Raw genomic sequence first — 16304 nt, forward strand, 5'->3', positions numbered from 1 at the left:
TATATACGGCGTTGCGTTGGGCAGCATGAATCTCCTCTTCTATATGTCCTTGCAGACCGTCCCCCTGGGTATTGCAGTAGCGCTCGAATTCACCGGCCCGCTGACAGTCGCGCTGCTCTCATCACGCAAGCCCATCGACTTCCTGTGGGTAACACTCGCGGTAATCGGCCTTCTTCTGTTAATACCTCTGGGCAACTCCAGCGCGTCGATCGACCTGCTCGGCGCGAGTTACGCGCTGGGTGCCGGTGTGTGCTGGGCCATCTACATCATGTTCGGACACAAGGCCGGGGCAGACAACGGCGTTCAAACTGCGGCTCTGGGGGTAATCATTGCAGCAATCTTTATCGGACCTGTCGGCGTGGTTCACGCAGGCTGGGCGTTGCTGGACATTTCACTGATACCCGCCGCACTCGGTGTTGCCATCCTGTCGACTGCCCTCCCCTATAGTCTGGAGATGGTCGCTTTGACGCGTATGCCAGCGCGAACGTTCGGCACACTGGCTAGCCTGGAGCCGGTCTTCGCAGCGCTATCAGGATTGATCTTTCTGCACGAAAACCTGTCATTGACCCAGTGGCTGGCAATCGGCGCGATCATCATCGCTTCCATTGGCGCGACACTGAGCTCGGCACAAGAGAAACCTCAGTTGGTTCCGGCTGACTGAACGACGACTGGGGGCAAGAAACGACATGGCACTAGCATTTGTCACGCGCTTGAGCCATGTTAAACACCTGATTGATCTGTTTAAGATTTTTGCGTTGGGGTCTCATCGGCTTGCGAGTCACCCTCGGAGGGGACCGCAACCCCTATTGACCGTCTAAGGACAGGAATGAAATTCATTTTTATCGTATTGGCCATGCTTGTTATGGCCGGCTGTGCGGCGACATCCAAACCGGTCATGCAAGGCAAGCGCGGTATTCATATCAATTGCTCGGGACTTTCATCGTCGTGGGCAAAATGCTACGAGTTGGCGACCAATGCCTGCACATCGAAGTCCTTCAAGGTCATCGCCAAATCCGGCGACGTCGTAGAAGAGCCCGAGGATTATCCGTTCGGGCTCAATCCGGCAGGCTACACCAGTCGCAGCATGATCATTGTCTGCAGAAAACGCGCGCCACTGGCTGATCCACTGCCGCAGGACTGAAGCTGCGGCAATGTCAAAAGCCTTTTCTAGACCGCTATGGTGCGCGCCTGCAGCCAGAGTAATGCAGCGCCCTGCAGAAGCGGGCTCAGTCTGGCCCTGACGTGAGCATGGTAACTGTTCAGCCAGTTGCGCTCCTCTTCGTTCAACAGTGATATCTCAATGCAGCGTGTATCGATCGGGCACAAAGTCAGGGTTTCGAAGCGCAGAAACTCGCCGAACTCGGTGCTGCCTGCCGGTTGATTGATCACCAGGTTTTCAATCCGTACACCCCAGCGACCCGGCCGATAGGTCCCAGGCTCTATGGACGTAATCATTCCCGGTAACATCGCTGTCTGAGGCGTCGCGGGTGCCTGATAGGCGATGACTTGCGGACCTTCGTGGACGTTCAGGAAATAGCCTACGCCGTGCCCGGTGCCATGCCCGTAATTGACGCCTTCCGTCCACATGGGAGCGCGCGCGATCGCATCCAGCAACGGCGAAAGAATACCCTTCGGAAAATGCGTTCGAGACAAGGCAATTACGCCCTTGAGCACCCGCGCGCAATCCTGCTTCTGTTCAGCGCTTGGCGTTCCTATTGCGACCATGCGGGTGATATCGGTTGTGCCGCCCAGGTATTGCCCACCTGAATCGATCAGCAAAAGTCCATCACCCTCGATGCGCGCGTGCTCTGCCTCGGTCGCGCGATAATGCGGCATCGCCCCGTTGGCATTGAAGCCTGCGATGGTGGCAAAACTGGGTGATACGTAGCCCGGACGTCGCTCCCGCGCTTGCGTCAGCATTTCATCGATGGTCAGTTCGCTGACGGGCTGGCGACCCAGGGCACTGTCCAGCCAGGCGAAGAACTCGCACAGCGCCGCGCCGTCCTGTTCCATCGCCTCTCGGATATGAGCCGTGTCGGTTTCAGTCTTCTGCGCTTTCAGAAGTGTGCTCGGGTTCAGCCCTTCGACCAGCGTAACTTCACTGTCCAGATAATCGAGCAGACCACAGGTGACTCGCGCCGGGTCGACCAACAGCCGGGCTTCTTTCGGCACCTTGCGCAGGGCTGAGCCTATCTGCGTGTACTCGGCGATGTTGACCCCGTCACGTTGCAGGCTGGAACGGACGACTTCCGGGACTTTCTTCGAATCGACGAACAACGTGACGCCGGTAGGCCCGATGACAGCGAAGGATATGAACACGGGATTGTAGGAAACATCAGAGCCACGCAGATTGAACAGCCAGGCAATGTCATCCAGTGTGGCGATGAAGTGCCAGTCAGCATTGCGTTCGGCCATGATCGTGCGCACCTGAGCGAGCTTTTCAACTCGCGCCAGGGAGGCCTGCGGCGGCAAGTGTTCATACACCGGAAGCGTCGGCAACGCAGGACGATCCTGCCAGAGTTCGATCAGCAGATCGATGTCTGTACGCAGCCGCGCACCACGCTCATAAAGCTTGCTGGCCAGCGTGCGCGAAGAAGCGACCGCCAGAACGGCGCCGTCAACAGCAACCACGCTTTCGGCCTGAGCCTGCTCAGCCAGCCATTCCAGAGGGCCTGGCTGACCGGGTAACAGCTTGACCAGCTCAATACCGCTGCCAGCCAGTTCCTTGGTGGCCTGCTCCCAGTAACGACTGTCAGCCCATACGCCTGCGAAGTCATGGGTGATGATCAGCGTACCGACCGAGCCGTGAAAGCCGGACAGCCATTGGCGACCCTGCCAGTAACCGGGCAGGTACTCGGAGAGATGAGGGTCCGCTGACGGTACCAGCCAGGCATCGATGTGCTCCCGCTTCATCAAGGCGCGGGTTTGCGCCAAACGTTCTGCCACGTCTGAACTGGCACTGGATTGCGTACTCATTGAGTCTCCTGCTGAACCGGAAATTGACGGCTGTCGTGGGTTCAGATAATGGAGCACTCATCGAGCCTGAGCAACCGCCCAGAACGATGGCTGGGCAAGACAGTCCCGAACAGACTGGGCGGCATGCTCTATATCCTGATCTCGCGTGAAGCGCCCAAGGCTCAGGCGAATGGTCTGACCCGCCTCCTGCGGGCTGAGTCCCAGAGCCAGGAGGACATGGGATGGTGCGTTTTTCGCCGAATTGCAGGCCGAGGTGGACGAAAACGCAAGCCTGTCGCCCAACGCCTTCACATCCAGATCACTGTTACCAAACGTGAGGCTGAGTATGTTGGCAATCCGCTGCGCGGGACTGCCGTTGATACACAATCCGGGGATATCAGCGAGGCGTTCGCATAAAAGCCGGTTCAGCCGTTTTGTTTCAAGAATCTCCTCGTCAAGCGCATCGGCAGCCAGCGCAAAGGCTGCGCCCATTCCAGCAATCTGGTGCGTCGCCAGCGTGCCCGAACGCAGGCCGCATTCGTGCCCGCCGCCATGTATCTGAGCCAGCACACGTTGTTGAGCACGCGGCCCGACGTACAGAGCACCGATCCCCTTGGGCCCGTAGATCTTGTGTGCCGAGAACGACATCAGGTCTACCGCAAGCTGGCTCACGTCGATCGGCAACTTGCCAGCACCCTGCGCTGCATCCACATGCAACAGCGCGCCGTGTTCACGTACCCGCTTACCGGTCTCGACGATGTCGTTGACCGTGCCCAATTCGTTGTTGACCAACATCAATGAAACCAGAAATGTATCGTCACGCAATGCAGCACTGACAGCATCGGGGCTGATCAGACCTTCGCTGTCCGGGGCAAGCCAGGTGACGTCGATACCCTCCTCTTGCAATTGACGGGCAGTATCAAGTGTTGCCTTGTGCTCGATCTGGCTGGTGATGATATGACCGGTTACGCGTCCACCGCCTGCCGCAAGGCGCCTTGCGCGTTCGTGAGCCACGCCCTTGATTGCCAGATTGCTGGATTCGGTAGCGCCTGAGGTCCAGATAATCTGCGTAGCCTGCGCACCGACCAGGTTCGCAACCTGCTGGCGAGCCTGCTCTACCGCCAGGCGGGCTCTTTGTCCGAACGAATGAGAACTGGAAGCAGGGTTGCCGAAGTTGCCCGACATGCCCAGGCAATCAACCATCACCTTGATGACTCGCTCGTCCACCGGCGTGGTGGCCGCATAATCAAAGTACAGCGCTGACTCTTTCATGAGATTTCCTCTGAATGGCACAGTATGGATGCCCTGCTCGCATCAATGGACATTGATCTGAGCGTGCGCAAACGGCGCCTGGACGCAGTGCCATCACTAACGGACCATGAGCAGATAGTGCATCAGTCGACATAGAACTAAAAATTCTGATTTAGAATTTATATATATCATTATCGAATATATGGACCAATCGAGAACAGGCCTGAAGAGTGTGTCCGATGTTCCCATCGCTACCGGCCAGGATCTGATAAAACAGCAATCGACTGTTGCTACAGCAACAGCCGTTCAACAGTTATCAGCTGGGGCATCAGTTATTTGGGTCATCAGAAGTTTGCTAGCACACACCTGGCGCCCGGAGCACCGGGCGATCTGGAAGGTTCTGTGAGGCTGGCACACTAGCTGCTTGGCAGGGTGACGCTTATCGCAAGGAATTCCCGCATGCTCGTTGTTTCACTTTCCGGCAGTCCGTCCCTCAAATCCCGCTCGGGTGTTGTTCTCGCCCACGCCGCCAGTTGGTTGCAAAGCCACGGCGTTGCAGTAACCACATTGCGCATTCGCGACTTCAATGCCGAAGACCTGCTGTTCGCTCGCTTCGACAGCCCACAAGTGATGGAGTTTGTCGAAGCCGTCAGGCAGGCTGACGGTCTACTGATCGGGACGCCGGTGTACAAGGCATCATTCTCCGGCGCGCTGAAAACCCTGCTCGACCTGCTGCCGGAACGTGCCCTGCACGGCAAAGTGGTGTTGCCACTGGCAACCGGCGGCAGCATTGCTCACATGCTGGCGGTGGATTACGCGCTCAAACCGGTGCTTTCAACCCTCAAATCCCAGGAAGTGTTGCATGGCATCTTTGCTATCGATACGCAGATCAGCTACGGCGACAACGAAGAAGGCGGGACACTGGACGAGGTCCTGATCGAACGCTTGCACGAAGGGCTGGAACACTTCTATCACGGCCTGCAACGCCGATTGCAGGCGCGTCATAAACAGGCAGGCGGACATTTGCAATTGGCGCTATAGCATCGGGCGGGCCTCTAAGGATCCGTTAATGCCAGATTTAGTGCTCGACAAACAAGGGATACAGCGATGCCACCAGCAATGCGGCCATCACACCGTTGAAAATCCTTAGACCGACGGGATCGCGCAATACGTTGCGCAGCAGACTGCCGAAACCTGCCCATACGCCGACGCTGGGCAGGTTGATCAATGCGAATACCGCCGAGATCACCACCACGTTGTAGAAATAGCCCTGCATCGGCGTGTAGGTGCTGATTGCCCCGATCGCCATGATCCATGCCTTGGGATTGACCCACTGAAAAAGTGCAGCGCTCATAAAGCTGAAAGGCTTGCCTTTGCTTTCAACGTTTTCGGCGGCAGGGCCTGACGTGGCGATCTTCCAGGCAAGGTACAGAAGATAGGCGGCGCCCACATAGCGCAGGACGGCGTAAAGCATCGGCCATGCCTTGAACACGCTGCCGAGCCCGAAGCCGACGGCCAGCACCAGAACAAAGAAACCGACGCTGATGCCCAGCATGTGCGGAAGGGTGCGACTGAAACCAAAATTGACGCCTGACGCTAGCAGCATCATGTTGTTCGGACCTGGCGTGATCGAGGTCACGAAGGCGAACAGCGCGAACGCCAGCAGTAAATCAAATGAAAGCACCATCAAGACTGTCCAGATCAATGAGTCAGGCACTCACCCTATCGAACGCTCGACAGGAAACACACGGACAGTTGGACGAAACTTCAAGCCATACAGTTCGGCGAAAAATGCAAATGACGCAGACTGTCAGCCTTGTGGCTGCAATGTTTGCGAACCCAGATCAACGCTGACTTCACCGTGCGCGTCGAACTCATGTGCCTGCTGAATCTGCGGATCTGCCAGCAGTTGCGCTTTGCGTGCCTGGTACTCATCAAACGAGAGACCACGACGGTTCAGGTCTTCGAGGGCCAGTTGATGGCTTTCCTGAGTACTGAACGGGCGCTGCTCCGCTGCGTGATGGGTGGAACAGCCAGAGAGCAGCGCTACGCTGAATGTCAGGACGAGCGCAAAGGCGAACAACTGGTTCATGTGGGGGCTCCGGGCGGGCTTCATGTCGGGAATGAAGCAAGGTTACGCTCGCCCCTGCCGCAGCAAAAATCAACCGCCGTGATAGTGGCTATCGACTTGCCCGAGCATTTTCGATCAACACCTCACGCAACGCCTGCGCGGCTGCCGACAGCTTGTGATCGGCCAGCATCATCAAACCGATACGACGTTCAATGCGCGGTTCGACCAGCCCGATGCAACGCGCACCCAGCTCCTGCATCTGCCTGATGCACAGCGACGGCACGGCGCTGACGCCCAGACCGTTGGCGACCATGCGGCCCACCGTAGAAAGCTGATGACTTTCAAACGCCACCGAAAGCTTGCCATGCCGAGGCTCGATGGCCTGCTCCAGCAACAGGCGCACAGCGGAAGGTCGTTGCAGGGCAATGAAATCTTCGCATAGCAAATCCTCCCATGACACTTCACTGCGTTCGGCCAAGGGCGAATCCTGCGCAACCACAGCCACGAAGCGATCCATGTAAAACGGCGTAAACAGCAAAGCACTGCTGGACTCGGGTTCGAAGCCGATCCCCAGTTCAACACGCCGATGACGCACCATCTCCAGCACCTGCTCGTTGACCACGTCATGCACCGCGACATTGACCCGTGGGTAACGTCCGCGAAAAACCTTCAGCGCTGCGGGCAGCAGGTTGCCTGCAAACGACGGCATCGCTGCGATGGAGACCCGGCCCATTTGCAGGGTGAAGCGCTGGCGCAGCAGTTCCTCGGTGTTGTCCCAGTCCGCCAACAGCTGGCGCGCCAGGGGCAGCAGGGTTTCTCCTTCGGGCGTCAGGCCAACGTTGCGCGTCGTGCGTGTCAGCAACTGGCCACCCAAGTCTTCCTCCAGCGCCTTGATCGTCAGGCTCAGCGCCGGTTGCGACACATTCAGCCGCTCGCCAGCCTGAGCAAAACTCAGGTACTGCGCGACAGCCAGAAAAGCCCGAAGCTGCTTGACGTTCATATATTCGTTTTTCTTATCAATTATTCAGAAAAACAAAATTAACAAATCATTGATATCAAGAGAAGATGCAGCCGTACGATCCTTCGGCGATACGACTGCCGGTTAACAACTATAAAAGGCGGATCATCATGGCTGGCATCGACAAACGCGTAGCGACCTACGAAGAAGCCCTCGCCGGGCTCACTGACAACATGACCGTGCTTTGCGGCGGTTTTGGCTTGTGCGGTATTCCCGAGAATCTGATCGCGCAGATCAAACGCATGGGCATCAAGGGCCTGACCGTAGTTTCCAACAACTGCGGCGTCGACGGTTTCGGTCTGGGCATCCTCCTCGAAGACCGACAGATCCGGAAAATGATTTCGTCCTATGTCGGCGAGAACGCTTTGTTCGAGCGGCAACTGCTCAGCGGCGAACTGGAAGTCGAACTCACCCCGCAAGGCACCCTTGCCGAAAAACTGCGCGCAGGCGGCGCAGGCATTCCAGCGTTCTATACCGCGACCGGTTACGGCACCCCCGTGGCAGAAGGCAAGGAAACCCGCCAGTTCAATGGCCGCAATGTGATTCTGGAAGAAGCCATTACCGGAGATTTCGCACTGATCAAGGGCTGGAAAGCCGATCATTTCGGTAACGTGATCTATCGTCATACAGCGCAGAACTTCAATCCAGTCGTCGCGACGGCGGGCAGAATCACAGTGGTCGAAGTCGAAGAAATCGTCGAGCCGGGCGTGCTGCTGCCGACCGAGATTCACACGCCGGGCATCTATGTGGACCGCGTGATTCAGGGCACCTTCGAGAAGCGCATCGAACAGCGCACCGTCAGAAAATCGTGATTGCGAAACCTCTTCTGACCTACAACAACAAAGAGATTTCAGACCATGGCACTTTCCCGCGAACAAATGGCTCAACGCGTCGCTCGTGAACTCAAGGACGGCTATTACGTCAACCTCGGCATCGGCATTCCAACGCTGGTCGCCAACTACGTGCCGGACGATATCGACGTCATGCTGCAATCGGAAAATGGCCTGCTGGGCATGGGAGCGTTTCCGACCGAAGACACCATCGACGCCGACATGATCAACGCGGGCAAGCAAACGGTAACCGCACGTATCGGCGCATCGATTTTCTCATCGGCTGAATCCTTCGCCATGATCCGCGGCGGCCATGTCGATCTCACGGTACTGGGCGCTTTCGAGGTGGATGTCGAAGGCAATATCGCGTCGTGGATGATCCCCGGCAAACTGGTCAAGGGGATGGGCGGCGCGATGGACCTGGTGGCGGGTGCCGACAACATCATCGTGACCATGACCCATGCGTCAAAGGACGGCGAATCCAAATTGCTGCCGCGCTGCACCCTGCCACTGACCGGCGCAGGCTGCATCCGCAAGGTGCTGACCGACCTGGCGTACCTGGAAATCGAAAACGGCGCCTTCATCCTCCGTGAACGCGCACCGGGTGTCAGCGTGGAAGAAATCGTCGCCAAAACCGCAGGCAAACTGATCGTGCCGGATGACGTGATCGAGATGAGTTTCTGAGGGGTTGCGCCTCTCGATCCTATGCCACCGCAGCGTTGTGACGCAGAGCGTCACCCAATGCGTTCCGACGCGGAGCGTCGGAACGAGAAATGTATCTGAGTACGACTCTCGCTCCCACGCTCCAGCGTGGTAGCGCTGTTCCGGACGCTCTGCGCCCGATCTGCAGTGCACGGCTGCGTGTCAACACCGCTTTGTGATCTCCCCCACTAATAATTACAAAAAAGAGGTGCCTCTGATGGCCGCCAACATCGAAGAAAGTCGTTCTGCCCGATTTGCCCTGCGCTGTGCCGCCTGGGCTGAGCGCTGGTTTCCTGATTCCTGGGTGTTCGCCGCACTGGCAGTTGTCATCGTCACGCTGGCAACGCTGGCCATCGGTGCACGTCCGGCCGAGGCTGCCAAGGCGTTCGGCGATGGTTTCTGGAGCCTGATTCCGTTCACCATGCAGATGGCGTTCGTGGTCATAGGCGGTTACGTGGTCGCCAGCTCGCCGCCTGCCGTGCGGCTGATTGACCGCCTGGCCAGGGTGCCACGCAACGGCCGCTCGGCAGTGGCCTGGGTGGCGCTGATTTCCATGCTCGCCTCGCTGTTCAACTGGGGGCTGTCGCTGGTGTTCGGTGGTTTGCTGGTTCGCGCCCTCGCCCGCCGCACTGACCTGCGCATGGATTATCGCGCTGCCGGCGCCGCTGCCTATCTCGGGCTGGGTGCTGTGTGGGCACTGGGGCTGTCATCTTCGGCAGCGCAGTTACAAGCCAATCCGGCCAGCCTGCCACCGTCGATCCTCTCGATCACTGGCGTGATCCCGTTCACTGAAACCATCTTTCTCTGGCAGTCCGGTGTCATGCTCGCGGCGCTGGTGGTCATTTCGCTGATCGTCGCTTACGCCACCGCACCCGGTCCCAACAGCGCCCGCGATGCGAAAGCCTGTGGCATTGACCCGGCGTTCAATCTACCGCCGCTACCAGCCCGTACCCGTCCCGGCGAATGGCTGGAATACAGCCCGCTGCTGATTATCCTGATGGTCCTGCTGGGCGCCGGCTGGCTGTTCAGCGAGTTTTCCAGCAAGCCGGCGATCACGGCCATTTCCGGACTGAACACCTACAACTTCCTGTTCATCATGCTCGGCGCACTCCTTCACTGGCGGCCACGCAGTTTTCTCGATGCCGTGGCGCGTGCCGTGCCGACCACTACCGGCGTGCTGATCCAGTTTCCGCTGTATGGCTCGATTGCCGCGTTGCTGACCACCGTCAAAGGTGGCGACGCGCATACCCTCGCGCATTACATCTCGACCTTCTTCACCAGCATTGCCTCCCACGACACCTACGCGATCCTGATGGGCGTCTACTCGGCTATTTTGGGTTTCTTCATTCCGTCAGGCGGCGGCAAGTGGATCATCGAAGCGCCTTATGTCATGCAGGTGGCCAACGACCTGCAATATCACCTCGGTTGGGCCGTGCAGATCTACAACGCCGCCGAAGCCTTGCCGAACCTGATCAACCCGTTCTACATGCTGCCACTGTTGGGCGTGTTGGGCCTGAAGGCCCGGGACCTGATCGGCTTTTCGTTCGTGCAATTACTGGTCCATGCACCGCTGGTGCTGTTTCTGCTGTGGGCGTTGGGCACGACGCTGACGTACACGCCACCGGTCATGCCCTGACGTTAAAGCTGGCCGAACGAGTAGTCGCGTTCGACCTTGCAGACCCGCGTGGTAAACGCCTGATACCAGCGCACGCGGCCCTGTTCGCGGACCGTAGCGTGTTCGGCCTGCTGTTTCCAGGCCAGAATCGCGGCTTCGTCGGTCCAGTAAGACACAGTCACCCCCAGCCCGTCGTTGTCGCGCACCGACTCGACACCGAGAAAGCCGGGTTGCTGGCTGGCCAGCTCGACCATTTGCTGTGCAGCCTCGCCATACGCCTGGTAGTCATCAAGCGAGCGTAGCGAGGTGAACACTACTGCGAAGTAAGGCGTGGGAAAGCGTGCGGCGATCACGATTTGTCGCTCTGAACAGGCGAGATGCAAGCGCGCAGAAACGCCTTGACCACAGGCGGAATTATGCCCGACAGCGCAGCACGCTCCGGCTGGAACAGTGAGGCGACAAAGAACGGGTGACCCTGTAATTCCATGCAGCGCACTTCGCCTTCCGGCCCACGCCCGCTGATTCTCAGTGCAGCACCGAACAGCGACGCTTCCAGCTCGCGGCGCAGGCCATAGCGACAGTGATAACGCTCTTCGATGTTCAACGTGCCATAAGCGCGAGCGATCAGCGTATCCGGCAATAAATGAATGGGCGCCAGCGCATCGACCAGCGAGCAACTGAGCGGCTCGATGATCACGTTGGCTGCGTCGGGGGCGGTTTCGCCATGCTCGGCGTCCGCCCAGCCCAGGCAATTTCGTGCGTACTCGACCAAGGCATGCTGAAAACCACCGCACGTCCCCAGAAACGGAACATGCTTTTCGCGGGCGAAACCAATGGCTGTCAACGCACCTTGCATGTCCAGATACGGACTGCCCGGAACGCACCACAAGCCGTCGAACTCGCCAAGACGCGCACCGTCGCCAATCTGAGCCGTCGGTAACCAGGTAACCTCAACCCGCGCCTGCAACGCGTCGGCGGCCATCTGCAATGCCAGCGGAATCGCCTGATGGGCTGGCACCTCAGCGATGAAATCCCCTACCAGCCCGATGTGCAACTGCTTTACCGCTACCTCTGCTACTGCGCCCATGCCCTGCTCCCTGTCCGGTTTTTGTGAAATCCGACCGGACTATAAACAGGCAGAAACGCAATCAGAATGGGCGACCAGGCAAGTCATAGATGCAACGCCGCACTGTTTATTCGTTGACCGGCGTCAGTACCGGCTGCCCGGCAAAGAACGCCAGCAGGTTCTCGTTGACCATTTGCACGCTGTCTCTCGACGCCTCGGGCGACAGACCTGCAACGTGCGGCGTAAGCACGACATTGTTCAGGGTCTTGAGCACGTCCGGCACGTTGGGCTCGTCGTCGAATACGTCCAGCGCCGCCCCGGCAATCTGCTGGTTCTCAAGCGCCCTGACCAACGCATGAGTATCCACGACGCTGGCGCGAGCGATGTTGACCAGAAAACCTTCCGGGCCCAACGCTTCGAGCACCTGTGCATCGACCAGATGTTGCGTGCTGTTGCCACCGGGCGTGGCGATCACCAGCACATCCGACTCGGCCGCCAGCGCCTGCGCCGTGGCATGCCAGGTGTAGCTGCAGTCGTTGCGTGGCTTGCGGTTGTGATAACCGATGACGATGTCGAACGCGGCCGCCCGTTTGGCGATGGCCAGCCCCACAGCACCCAGACCGATGATGCCGAGTCGCTTGCCTGCCAGTGACGGGCGCACGGCCTTGCGCCATTCGCCGCGCCGCACCGATGCATCGGCCTGCGGAATATCGCGCACCAGGGACAGCAAAAGCGCCAACGCATGATCAGCCACTGTGGCGGCGTTGACCCCGGCGCCATTGGTGACCGTGATGCCTCGCGCTCTGGCGGCAGACAGATCGACCTTCTCGTAACCCGCCCCGCTTACGCAGATGATGCGCAGATGCGGCAGAGCATCCATTTCCTCGGCAAAAAACCCCAACGGGCCCCGCGTGACAACCGCGCTGATGCCTTGACCATGAGTGGCAATAGCCTCGGCACGCTGCTCGGCCGTCGGCGCACGAATCAGCTGGAAACCGCTGCTTTCAAGAATTGGCAGATACGTGCCCAGGTTTTCAACCAGCACCAATACCGTTGTCATGTACGCTCCCATTCGATCCGTAAAATACTGACAGTAACGCGAGTCGACGCGCTTGTGCAGCGCCAATGGCGCTCGCTTTAAAAAAAGCCCCCACGATAAGGCCAGTCGTTCATAAAGTGGACGCATTTGCCGGACAGACTAAGACTCAAACGACCTCGACAACACAATAGTGCGTTATCGTTGCTCGCATCGACGCGACCAGTGGCACTCTCGGCTGGCGCAACCGAACGCACTCTGCAAACAAGGAACCACCCGCCCATGCAAGGATTTTCCACCACGCTGTTAAAACGCACGCTCTTGGCCGCAGCTGTCATGTCGAGCTTGATGTTGTCATCGGGCATGGCATCGGCAGCGGAAGCGCCGGGCAAGCTGTTGAGCGAGAAATACGGCCTGCCATGGCCTGCCGTAATCGCCCATCGCGGCGCCTCGTTCGATGCCCCGGAAGAGACCATCCCGGCATACACCGTGGCGCGGGATCTGGGCGCGGACTATCTGGAAATGGACATCCAGCGCACCAGGGATGGCGTGCTGATTGCGCTGCACGATGACGTGCTGGAGCGCACGACCAACATCGCTCAAGTGTTCCCGACACGGGTCAAGGACCCGGTCAGTTCCTTTACTCTGGCAGAGCTCAAGCAGCTGGACGCAGGCTCATGGTTCAACAAGGCCTACCCGGACCGGGCCCGCGCCAGCTACGCCGGGTTACAAATCCTCACGCTCGACGAAGTCATCGACATCGCTGAGGGCGGCGCCAACAAACCGGGGCTGTACATCGAAACCAAGGTGCCGAACAAGTTTCCGGGTGTCGAAGCCGACCTGAAGAAGGCACTGGCCAAGCGCGGCTGGCTGACCGAACGCCCAGCCGCCGCAGCGGGACACGTCAACGTCGCGCATATGCCCGGGCGTGTGGTCTTGCAGACCTTCGAGAAACAAAGCCTGGAACTGCTGCAGAAAGAAATGCCGAACGTGCCCAAGGTCATGCTGTTGTGGATTGGCGAAGGCTCGATCGAGCCCAAATCCAGCGTCGCGTTCAAGGATTCCGGCTTCAAGGATAAAGCCAGCTATTACGGGGCGCAGGAAGTCAAATCCCCGGAGGAATTCGCGCAGTGGATTGACTGGGCAAAAGCCCACGGGGCCATCGGCACCGGCCCTTCGTCAAAACTGGCGCAAGGCGGCGACCAGAGCTACATGGACCTGGTCAAGCCCTGGATGAACAACCTGACGCATGAAAAAGGCATGGTGATCCACCCTTATACCGTGGACGACGAAGCCGACTTCAAGCGGATCAGCAAAGACGGTGCCGACGGTTTCTTCACCAACCGTACCGCCGAACTGTTGAAGTTCTACGGCCGGCCAGCCAAAGAAAGCATCGACGCGATTCTGAAGCGTAACGGCTACTGACCGAATGACAGGCCGCATCCCGCGATGCGGCCTGTTATCGATTCATCAGAAATCGATGGTGCCCGACAGTTTCAAAGTGCGTGGCTCACCCTGAGTCAGGTAGCCGCCATTGGCTGATGCCCAGTAGTCCTTGTTCATCAGGTTCTCGACGTTGGCACGCAGGGTGACGTCCTTCTGCGCAACGTTGAAGGTGTACCGTGCGCCCAGATCGAAGCGGTTCCAGGTCGGAATGCTCAACTCGTTGGCGGCGTCGACGTACTGCCCACCTGTACGCAGCATGCGCGCGCTGACCGCAGCGCCCGCGATGCCAGGCACGTCCCAATCGGCACCTGCGTTGAACTGGAAGGTCGGCACGCCGATGGCCCGGTTGCCGTCGTTGCTGCCGCCCGAGGTGCCGCTCACCTCGGTGTCCATCAGGGTCAAACCGGCCAGCAGGCGCAGGCCGCTGACAGGCTCGCCAAAGACGTTCATCTCCACGCCACGGTTACGCTGCTGACCATCGCGGACATAACGAGAATCGGTGCCTTCCAGCACCTGGTAGCCGTCAGCCGGTTGCTCGATGCGGTACACGCCCAGGCTCGCGCCAAACGTGCCCATGTCCAGCTTCACGCCCGCCTCTAGCTGCTTTGAACGCGATGGAGGGAAAACCTCACCGGGGTTGACAGTCACTGTATCGGGAGCCGTCGGCCCTTGCGCCAGACCTTCGATGCGGTTGGCGTAGAACGACACATGCTGCCAAGGCTTGAACACCACCCCATAGACCGGCGTCGTGATCGCCTCGTCATACAGGGCATTGCGCGGGCCACTGCCGTATTGATAACCCTGCACACGCAATTGCTGACGACGCAGGCCTGCGGTCAACAGCAGTCGATCATCGAAGAAACCCAGCGTGTCGGAAAACGCGACACTGCGCATACGGCTCTTGCCAACGATGCCGGGGTCATTCAGGTCGCCTGCGGTGAAACTGTCGAGTGCCGGACGCTCCTGCGAAACAGGGTCGTAAAGGTTGTTGCTGGAGGTGCCGCCGAAGAGATACGCACTGCGCTGCTCGGTCCAGATCCCGGACAGCCCGAAGTTGACCTTGTGGCTGACCGCGCCAGTCTGCAACTTGCCATTGATACCGGCCATGGCCGTCTTGTTGTCTTCGCCGTGCGGGATGAAAGACGGTGCGGCCGTGGTGTTACCTGCGGCATCGTGGACGGTCGGCGAGCCATAAACGCCCACCTCGCGCGTGTGCTTCGCGCCCACTGCGGCATACAGCGTCCAGTCTTCGTTGAGGTCGTACTCGGCACGGCTCATGCCGAAGGTGTCTTCGGTTTCGGTCCAGGTCCAGTTCGGGGCGTAATTGGTATCCGAGTCCGGAGCGTGCGGCACGCTGGTCAGGGCGCTGTCGACAAACACCGTGTTGCGGCTCTGATTGATACGTTGTTTCTGGTAAGCGAAGTCGCCGGAGATGCGGAAGTTATCACCCCGATAATCAAGCCCCAGGGCGAACAGCTTGCTGCGATGCTCTTCGTCCTCGACCCCGGTTTCGCCTTCGCGCTGAGACAGGTTCAGCCGTGCGCCGAAACGGTTGTCTTCGCCGAAACGCTGACCGAGGTCCAGGTGCTCGCCGACCCGGCCGTCGCTGCTGATGTCGGTGCTGAAACGACGCGTCGGTGTGTCCTGGGCACGCTTGGGCTGCAGGTTGACGCCACCGCCGATGCCCGAGCCGGTTGGCGTTACGCCGTTGATGAACGCATTTGGCCCTTTGAACACCTCAACCCGTTCCAGCGCGTCGGTGGATATGAGCTGACGTGGCAGTACGCCGTACAGGCCGTTGTAGGAAATATCATCGGTGGTCAGTTTGAAGCCGCGAATCACGAATACTTTCGAGGCGTTGGCATAACCGGATGACTGGCGCACCGATGAATCATTGAACAGTACATCGCCGACGTCTTCGGCCTGCTGATCTTCGATCAGTTGCTCGGTGTAGCTGGTCATGGTGAACGGCACGTCCATGATGTCGGCATTCCCCAGAACGCCGAGCTGTCCGCCACGTGCCACTTGCCCGCCTGCATAGACGGGTGGAAGGGCATGCGGGTCGGCCTTGTCGGCACTGATATCGGTCTCTCCCAGCACCATCGGGCCGTCCTGCTGGCTGGCAGCAGCGGTAGCGGCCCAGGCCGGAGAACCAATGGAACAGCAAAACGCGAGCAACGTGAGGCGCATCGGAAACGATGGGGTGTGCATGAAGAGATCCTGCTAACGGGGTAAGCGAGATCGGATGAGACCTTCCTGGAGATGACCGACTCAGTGGATGCGAAATGCTATCAGATGTTACTGGGAATGGTTA

Annotated in this window: 16 protein-coding genes (1 of these 16 only partly in view); 7 read left to right on the plus strand and 9 right to left on the minus strand. The window is 59.0% G+C overall.

Going from position 1 to position 16304, the window contains the following annotated elements:
- Both rhtA and N018_RS15830 read left to right on the plus strand, forming a co-directional pair.
- Window positions 1–661, plus strand: the 3' portion of a protein-coding gene (gene rhtA, locus N018_RS15825) for a threonine/homoserine exporter RhtA (protein ID WP_024645491.1). The gene continues 227 nt to the left of window position 1, outside the view; only the last 661 of its 888 coding nucleotides appear in the window; the start codon falls outside the window, past its left edge; its stop codon occupies window positions 659–661.
- 165 nt (window positions 662–826) lie between these two features.
- Complete coding sequence (locus N018_RS15830; RefSeq protein ID WP_024645492.1) at window positions 827–1141, plus strand: hypothetical protein; 315 nt, start codon at window positions 827–829, stop codon at window positions 1139–1141.
- Between the two features lie 26 nt (window positions 1142–1167).
- Here the strand turns inward: N018_RS15830 and N018_RS15835 are convergent, their stop codons facing one another.
- Together N018_RS15835 and N018_RS15840 are read right to left on the minus strand one after the other, a co-directional pair.
- A complete protein-coding gene (locus N018_RS15835; RefSeq protein WP_025390178.1) occupies window positions 1168–2976 on the minus strand; it encodes an aminopeptidase P family protein in 1809 nt (602 codons plus the stop codon).
- A gap of 57 nt (window positions 2977–3033) precedes the next feature.
- Window positions 3034–4227 carry a cysteine desulfurase family protein gene (locus N018_RS15840; protein WP_025390179.1) on the minus strand — a complete coding sequence of 398 codons (1194 nt, stop codon included), beginning with the start codon at window positions 4225–4227 and terminating at the stop codon, window positions 3034–3036.
- 438 nt (window positions 4228–4665) lie between these two features.
- Here N018_RS15840 and ssuE point away from each other — a divergent pair, with 438 nt between their 5' ends.
- Window positions 4666–5247 (plus strand): NADPH-dependent FMN reductase, encoded by a 582-nt coding sequence (ssuE, locus tag N018_RS15845; protein ID WP_024645495.1) that lies wholly within the window; start codon window positions 4666–4668, stop codon window positions 5245–5247.
- 37 nt (window positions 5248–5284) lie between these two features.
- Here the strand turns inward: ssuE and N018_RS15850 are convergent, their stop codons facing one another.
- The 3 genes from N018_RS15850 to N018_RS15860 form a co-directional block, all read right to left on the minus strand.
- Complete coding sequence (locus tag N018_RS15850) at window positions 5285–5893, minus strand: LysE family translocator (protein WP_024645496.1); 609 nt, start codon at window positions 5891–5893, stop codon at window positions 5285–5287.
- 123 nt (window positions 5894–6016) lie between these two features.
- Window positions 6017–6298: a hypothetical protein gene (locus N018_RS15855; RefSeq protein ID WP_024645497.1), complete on the minus strand. Its 282-nt coding sequence runs from the start codon at window positions 6296–6298 to the stop codon at window positions 6017–6019.
- An 88-nt stretch (window positions 6299–6386) separates the two neighbouring features.
- Window positions 6387–7277, minus strand: coding sequence for a LysR family transcriptional regulator (locus N018_RS15860; protein ID WP_024645498.1), 891 nt, complete (start codon window positions 7275–7277; stop codon window positions 6387–6389).
- 128 nt (window positions 7278–7405) lie between these two features.
- Between N018_RS15860 and N018_RS15865 the strand changes: the two genes are divergently transcribed.
- The 3 genes from N018_RS15865 to N018_RS15875 all read left to right on the plus strand — a co-directional run bounded on the left by N018_RS15865 (window position 7406) and on the right by N018_RS15875 (window position 10463).
- The gene (locus tag N018_RS15865) at window positions 7406–8107 is read left to right on the plus strand and encodes a CoA transferase subunit A (protein ID WP_025390180.1); all 702 of its coding nucleotides are present in this window, start codon (window positions 7406–7408) and stop codon (window positions 8105–8107) included.
- Between the two features lie 45 nt (window positions 8108–8152).
- Window positions 8153–8809, plus strand: a complete 657-nt coding sequence (locus N018_RS15870) for a CoA transferase subunit B (RefSeq protein ID WP_024645500.1) — start codon at window positions 8153–8155, stop codon at window positions 8807–8809.
- Window positions 8810–9044: 235 nt separating this feature from the next.
- The gene (locus N018_RS15875) at window positions 9045–10463 is read left to right on the plus strand and encodes a short-chain fatty acid transporter (RefSeq protein WP_025390181.1); all 1419 of its coding nucleotides are present in this window, start codon (window positions 9045–9047) and stop codon (window positions 10461–10463) included.
- 2 nt (window positions 10464–10465) lie between these two features.
- On the opposite strand, the gene N018_RS15880 is transcribed toward N018_RS15875, so the two are convergent.
- The 3 genes from N018_RS15880 to N018_RS15890 form a co-directional block, all read right to left on the minus strand.
- On the minus strand, window positions 10466–10795 hold the full coding sequence (locus tag N018_RS15880; protein WP_025390182.1) for an antibiotic biosynthesis monooxygenase family protein: 330 nt from the start codon (window positions 10793–10795) through the stop codon (window positions 10466–10468).
- The gene (locus N018_RS15885; RefSeq protein ID WP_025390183.1) at window positions 10792–11529 is read right to left on the minus strand and encodes a CTP synthase C-terminal region-related (seleno)protein; all 738 of its coding nucleotides are present in this window, start codon (window positions 11527–11529) and stop codon (window positions 10792–10794) included. The genes N018_RS15880 and N018_RS15885 overlap by 4 nt, the downstream gene beginning before the upstream one ends.
- 106 nt (window positions 11530–11635) lie before the next feature.
- Complete coding sequence (locus N018_RS15890; protein WP_024645504.1) at window positions 11636–12568, minus strand: 2-hydroxyacid dehydrogenase; 933 nt, start codon at window positions 12566–12568, stop codon at window positions 11636–11638.
- A 258-nt stretch (window positions 12569–12826) separates the two neighbouring features.
- Between N018_RS15890 and N018_RS15895 the strand changes: the two genes are divergently transcribed.
- Entirely contained in the window at window positions 12827–13969 is a 1143-nt protein-coding gene (locus N018_RS15895; RefSeq protein WP_024645505.1) for a glycerophosphodiester phosphodiesterase, read from the plus strand.
- A gap of 45 nt (window positions 13970–14014) precedes the next feature.
- Here the strand turns inward: N018_RS15895 and N018_RS15900 are convergent, their stop codons facing one another.
- A complete protein-coding gene (locus N018_RS15900; protein ID WP_025390184.1) occupies window positions 14015–16201 on the minus strand; it encodes a TonB-dependent receptor in 2187 nt (728 codons plus the stop codon).
- Between the last annotated feature and the right edge of the window lie 103 nt (window positions 16202–16304).

Source organism: Pseudomonas syringae CC1557 (assembly GCF_000452705.1).
Taxonomy (GTDB): Bacteria; Pseudomonadota; Gammaproteobacteria; order Pseudomonadales; family Pseudomonadaceae; genus Aquipseudomonas; species Aquipseudomonas syringae_F.

What these genes read in the sequence shown, in the direction of transcription:
- N018_RS15830 (WP_024645492.1), top strand. Translation starts at nt 827, where the DNA reads ATGAAATTCATTTTTATCGTATTGGCCATGCTTGTTATGGCCGGCTGT.
- N018_RS15835 (WP_025390178.1), bottom strand. Translation starts at nt 2,976, where the DNA reads ATGAGTACGCAATCCAGTGCCAGTTCAGACGTGGCAGAACGTTTGGCG.
- N018_RS15840 (WP_025390179.1), bottom strand. Translation starts at nt 4,227, where the DNA reads ATGAAAGAGTCAGCGCTGTACTTTGATTATGCGGCCACCACGCCGGTG.
- ssuE (WP_024645495.1), top strand. Translation starts at nt 4,666, where the DNA reads ATGCTCGTTGTTTCACTTTCCGGCAGTCCGTCCCTCAAATCCCGCTCG.
- N018_RS15850 (WP_024645496.1), bottom strand. Translation starts at nt 5,893, where the DNA reads ATGGTGCTTTCATTTGATTTACTGCTGGCGTTCGCGCTGTTCGCCTTC.
- N018_RS15855 (WP_024645497.1), bottom strand. Translation starts at nt 6,298, where the DNA reads ATGAACCAGTTGTTCGCCTTTGCGCTCGTCCTGACATTCAGCGTAGCG.
- N018_RS15860 (WP_024645498.1), bottom strand. Translation starts at nt 7,277, where the DNA reads ATGAACGTCAAGCAGCTTCGGGCTTTTCTGGCTGTCGCGCAGTACCTG.
- N018_RS15865 (WP_025390180.1), top strand. Translation starts at nt 7,406, where the DNA reads ATGGCTGGCATCGACAAACGCGTAGCGACCTACGAAGAAGCCCTCGCC.
- N018_RS15870 (WP_024645500.1), top strand. Translation starts at nt 8,153, where the DNA reads ATGGCACTTTCCCGCGAACAAATGGCTCAACGCGTCGCTCGTGAACTC.
- N018_RS15875 (WP_025390181.1), top strand. Translation starts at nt 9,045, where the DNA reads ATGGCCGCCAACATCGAAGAAAGTCGTTCTGCCCGATTTGCCCTGCGC.
- N018_RS15885 (WP_025390183.1), bottom strand. Translation starts at nt 11,529, where the DNA reads ATGGGCGCAGTAGCAGAGGTAGCGGTAAAGCAGTTGCACATCGGGCTG.
- N018_RS15890 (WP_024645504.1), bottom strand. Translation starts at nt 12,568, where the DNA reads ATGACAACGGTATTGGTGCTGGTTGAAAACCTGGGCACGTATCTGCCA.
- N018_RS15895 (WP_024645505.1), top strand. Translation starts at nt 12,827, where the DNA reads ATGCAAGGATTTTCCACCACGCTGTTAAAACGCACGCTCTTGGCCGCA.
- N018_RS15900 (WP_025390184.1), bottom strand. Translation starts at nt 16,201, where the DNA reads ATGCACACCCCATCGTTTCCGATGCGCCTCACGTTGCTCGCGTTTTGC.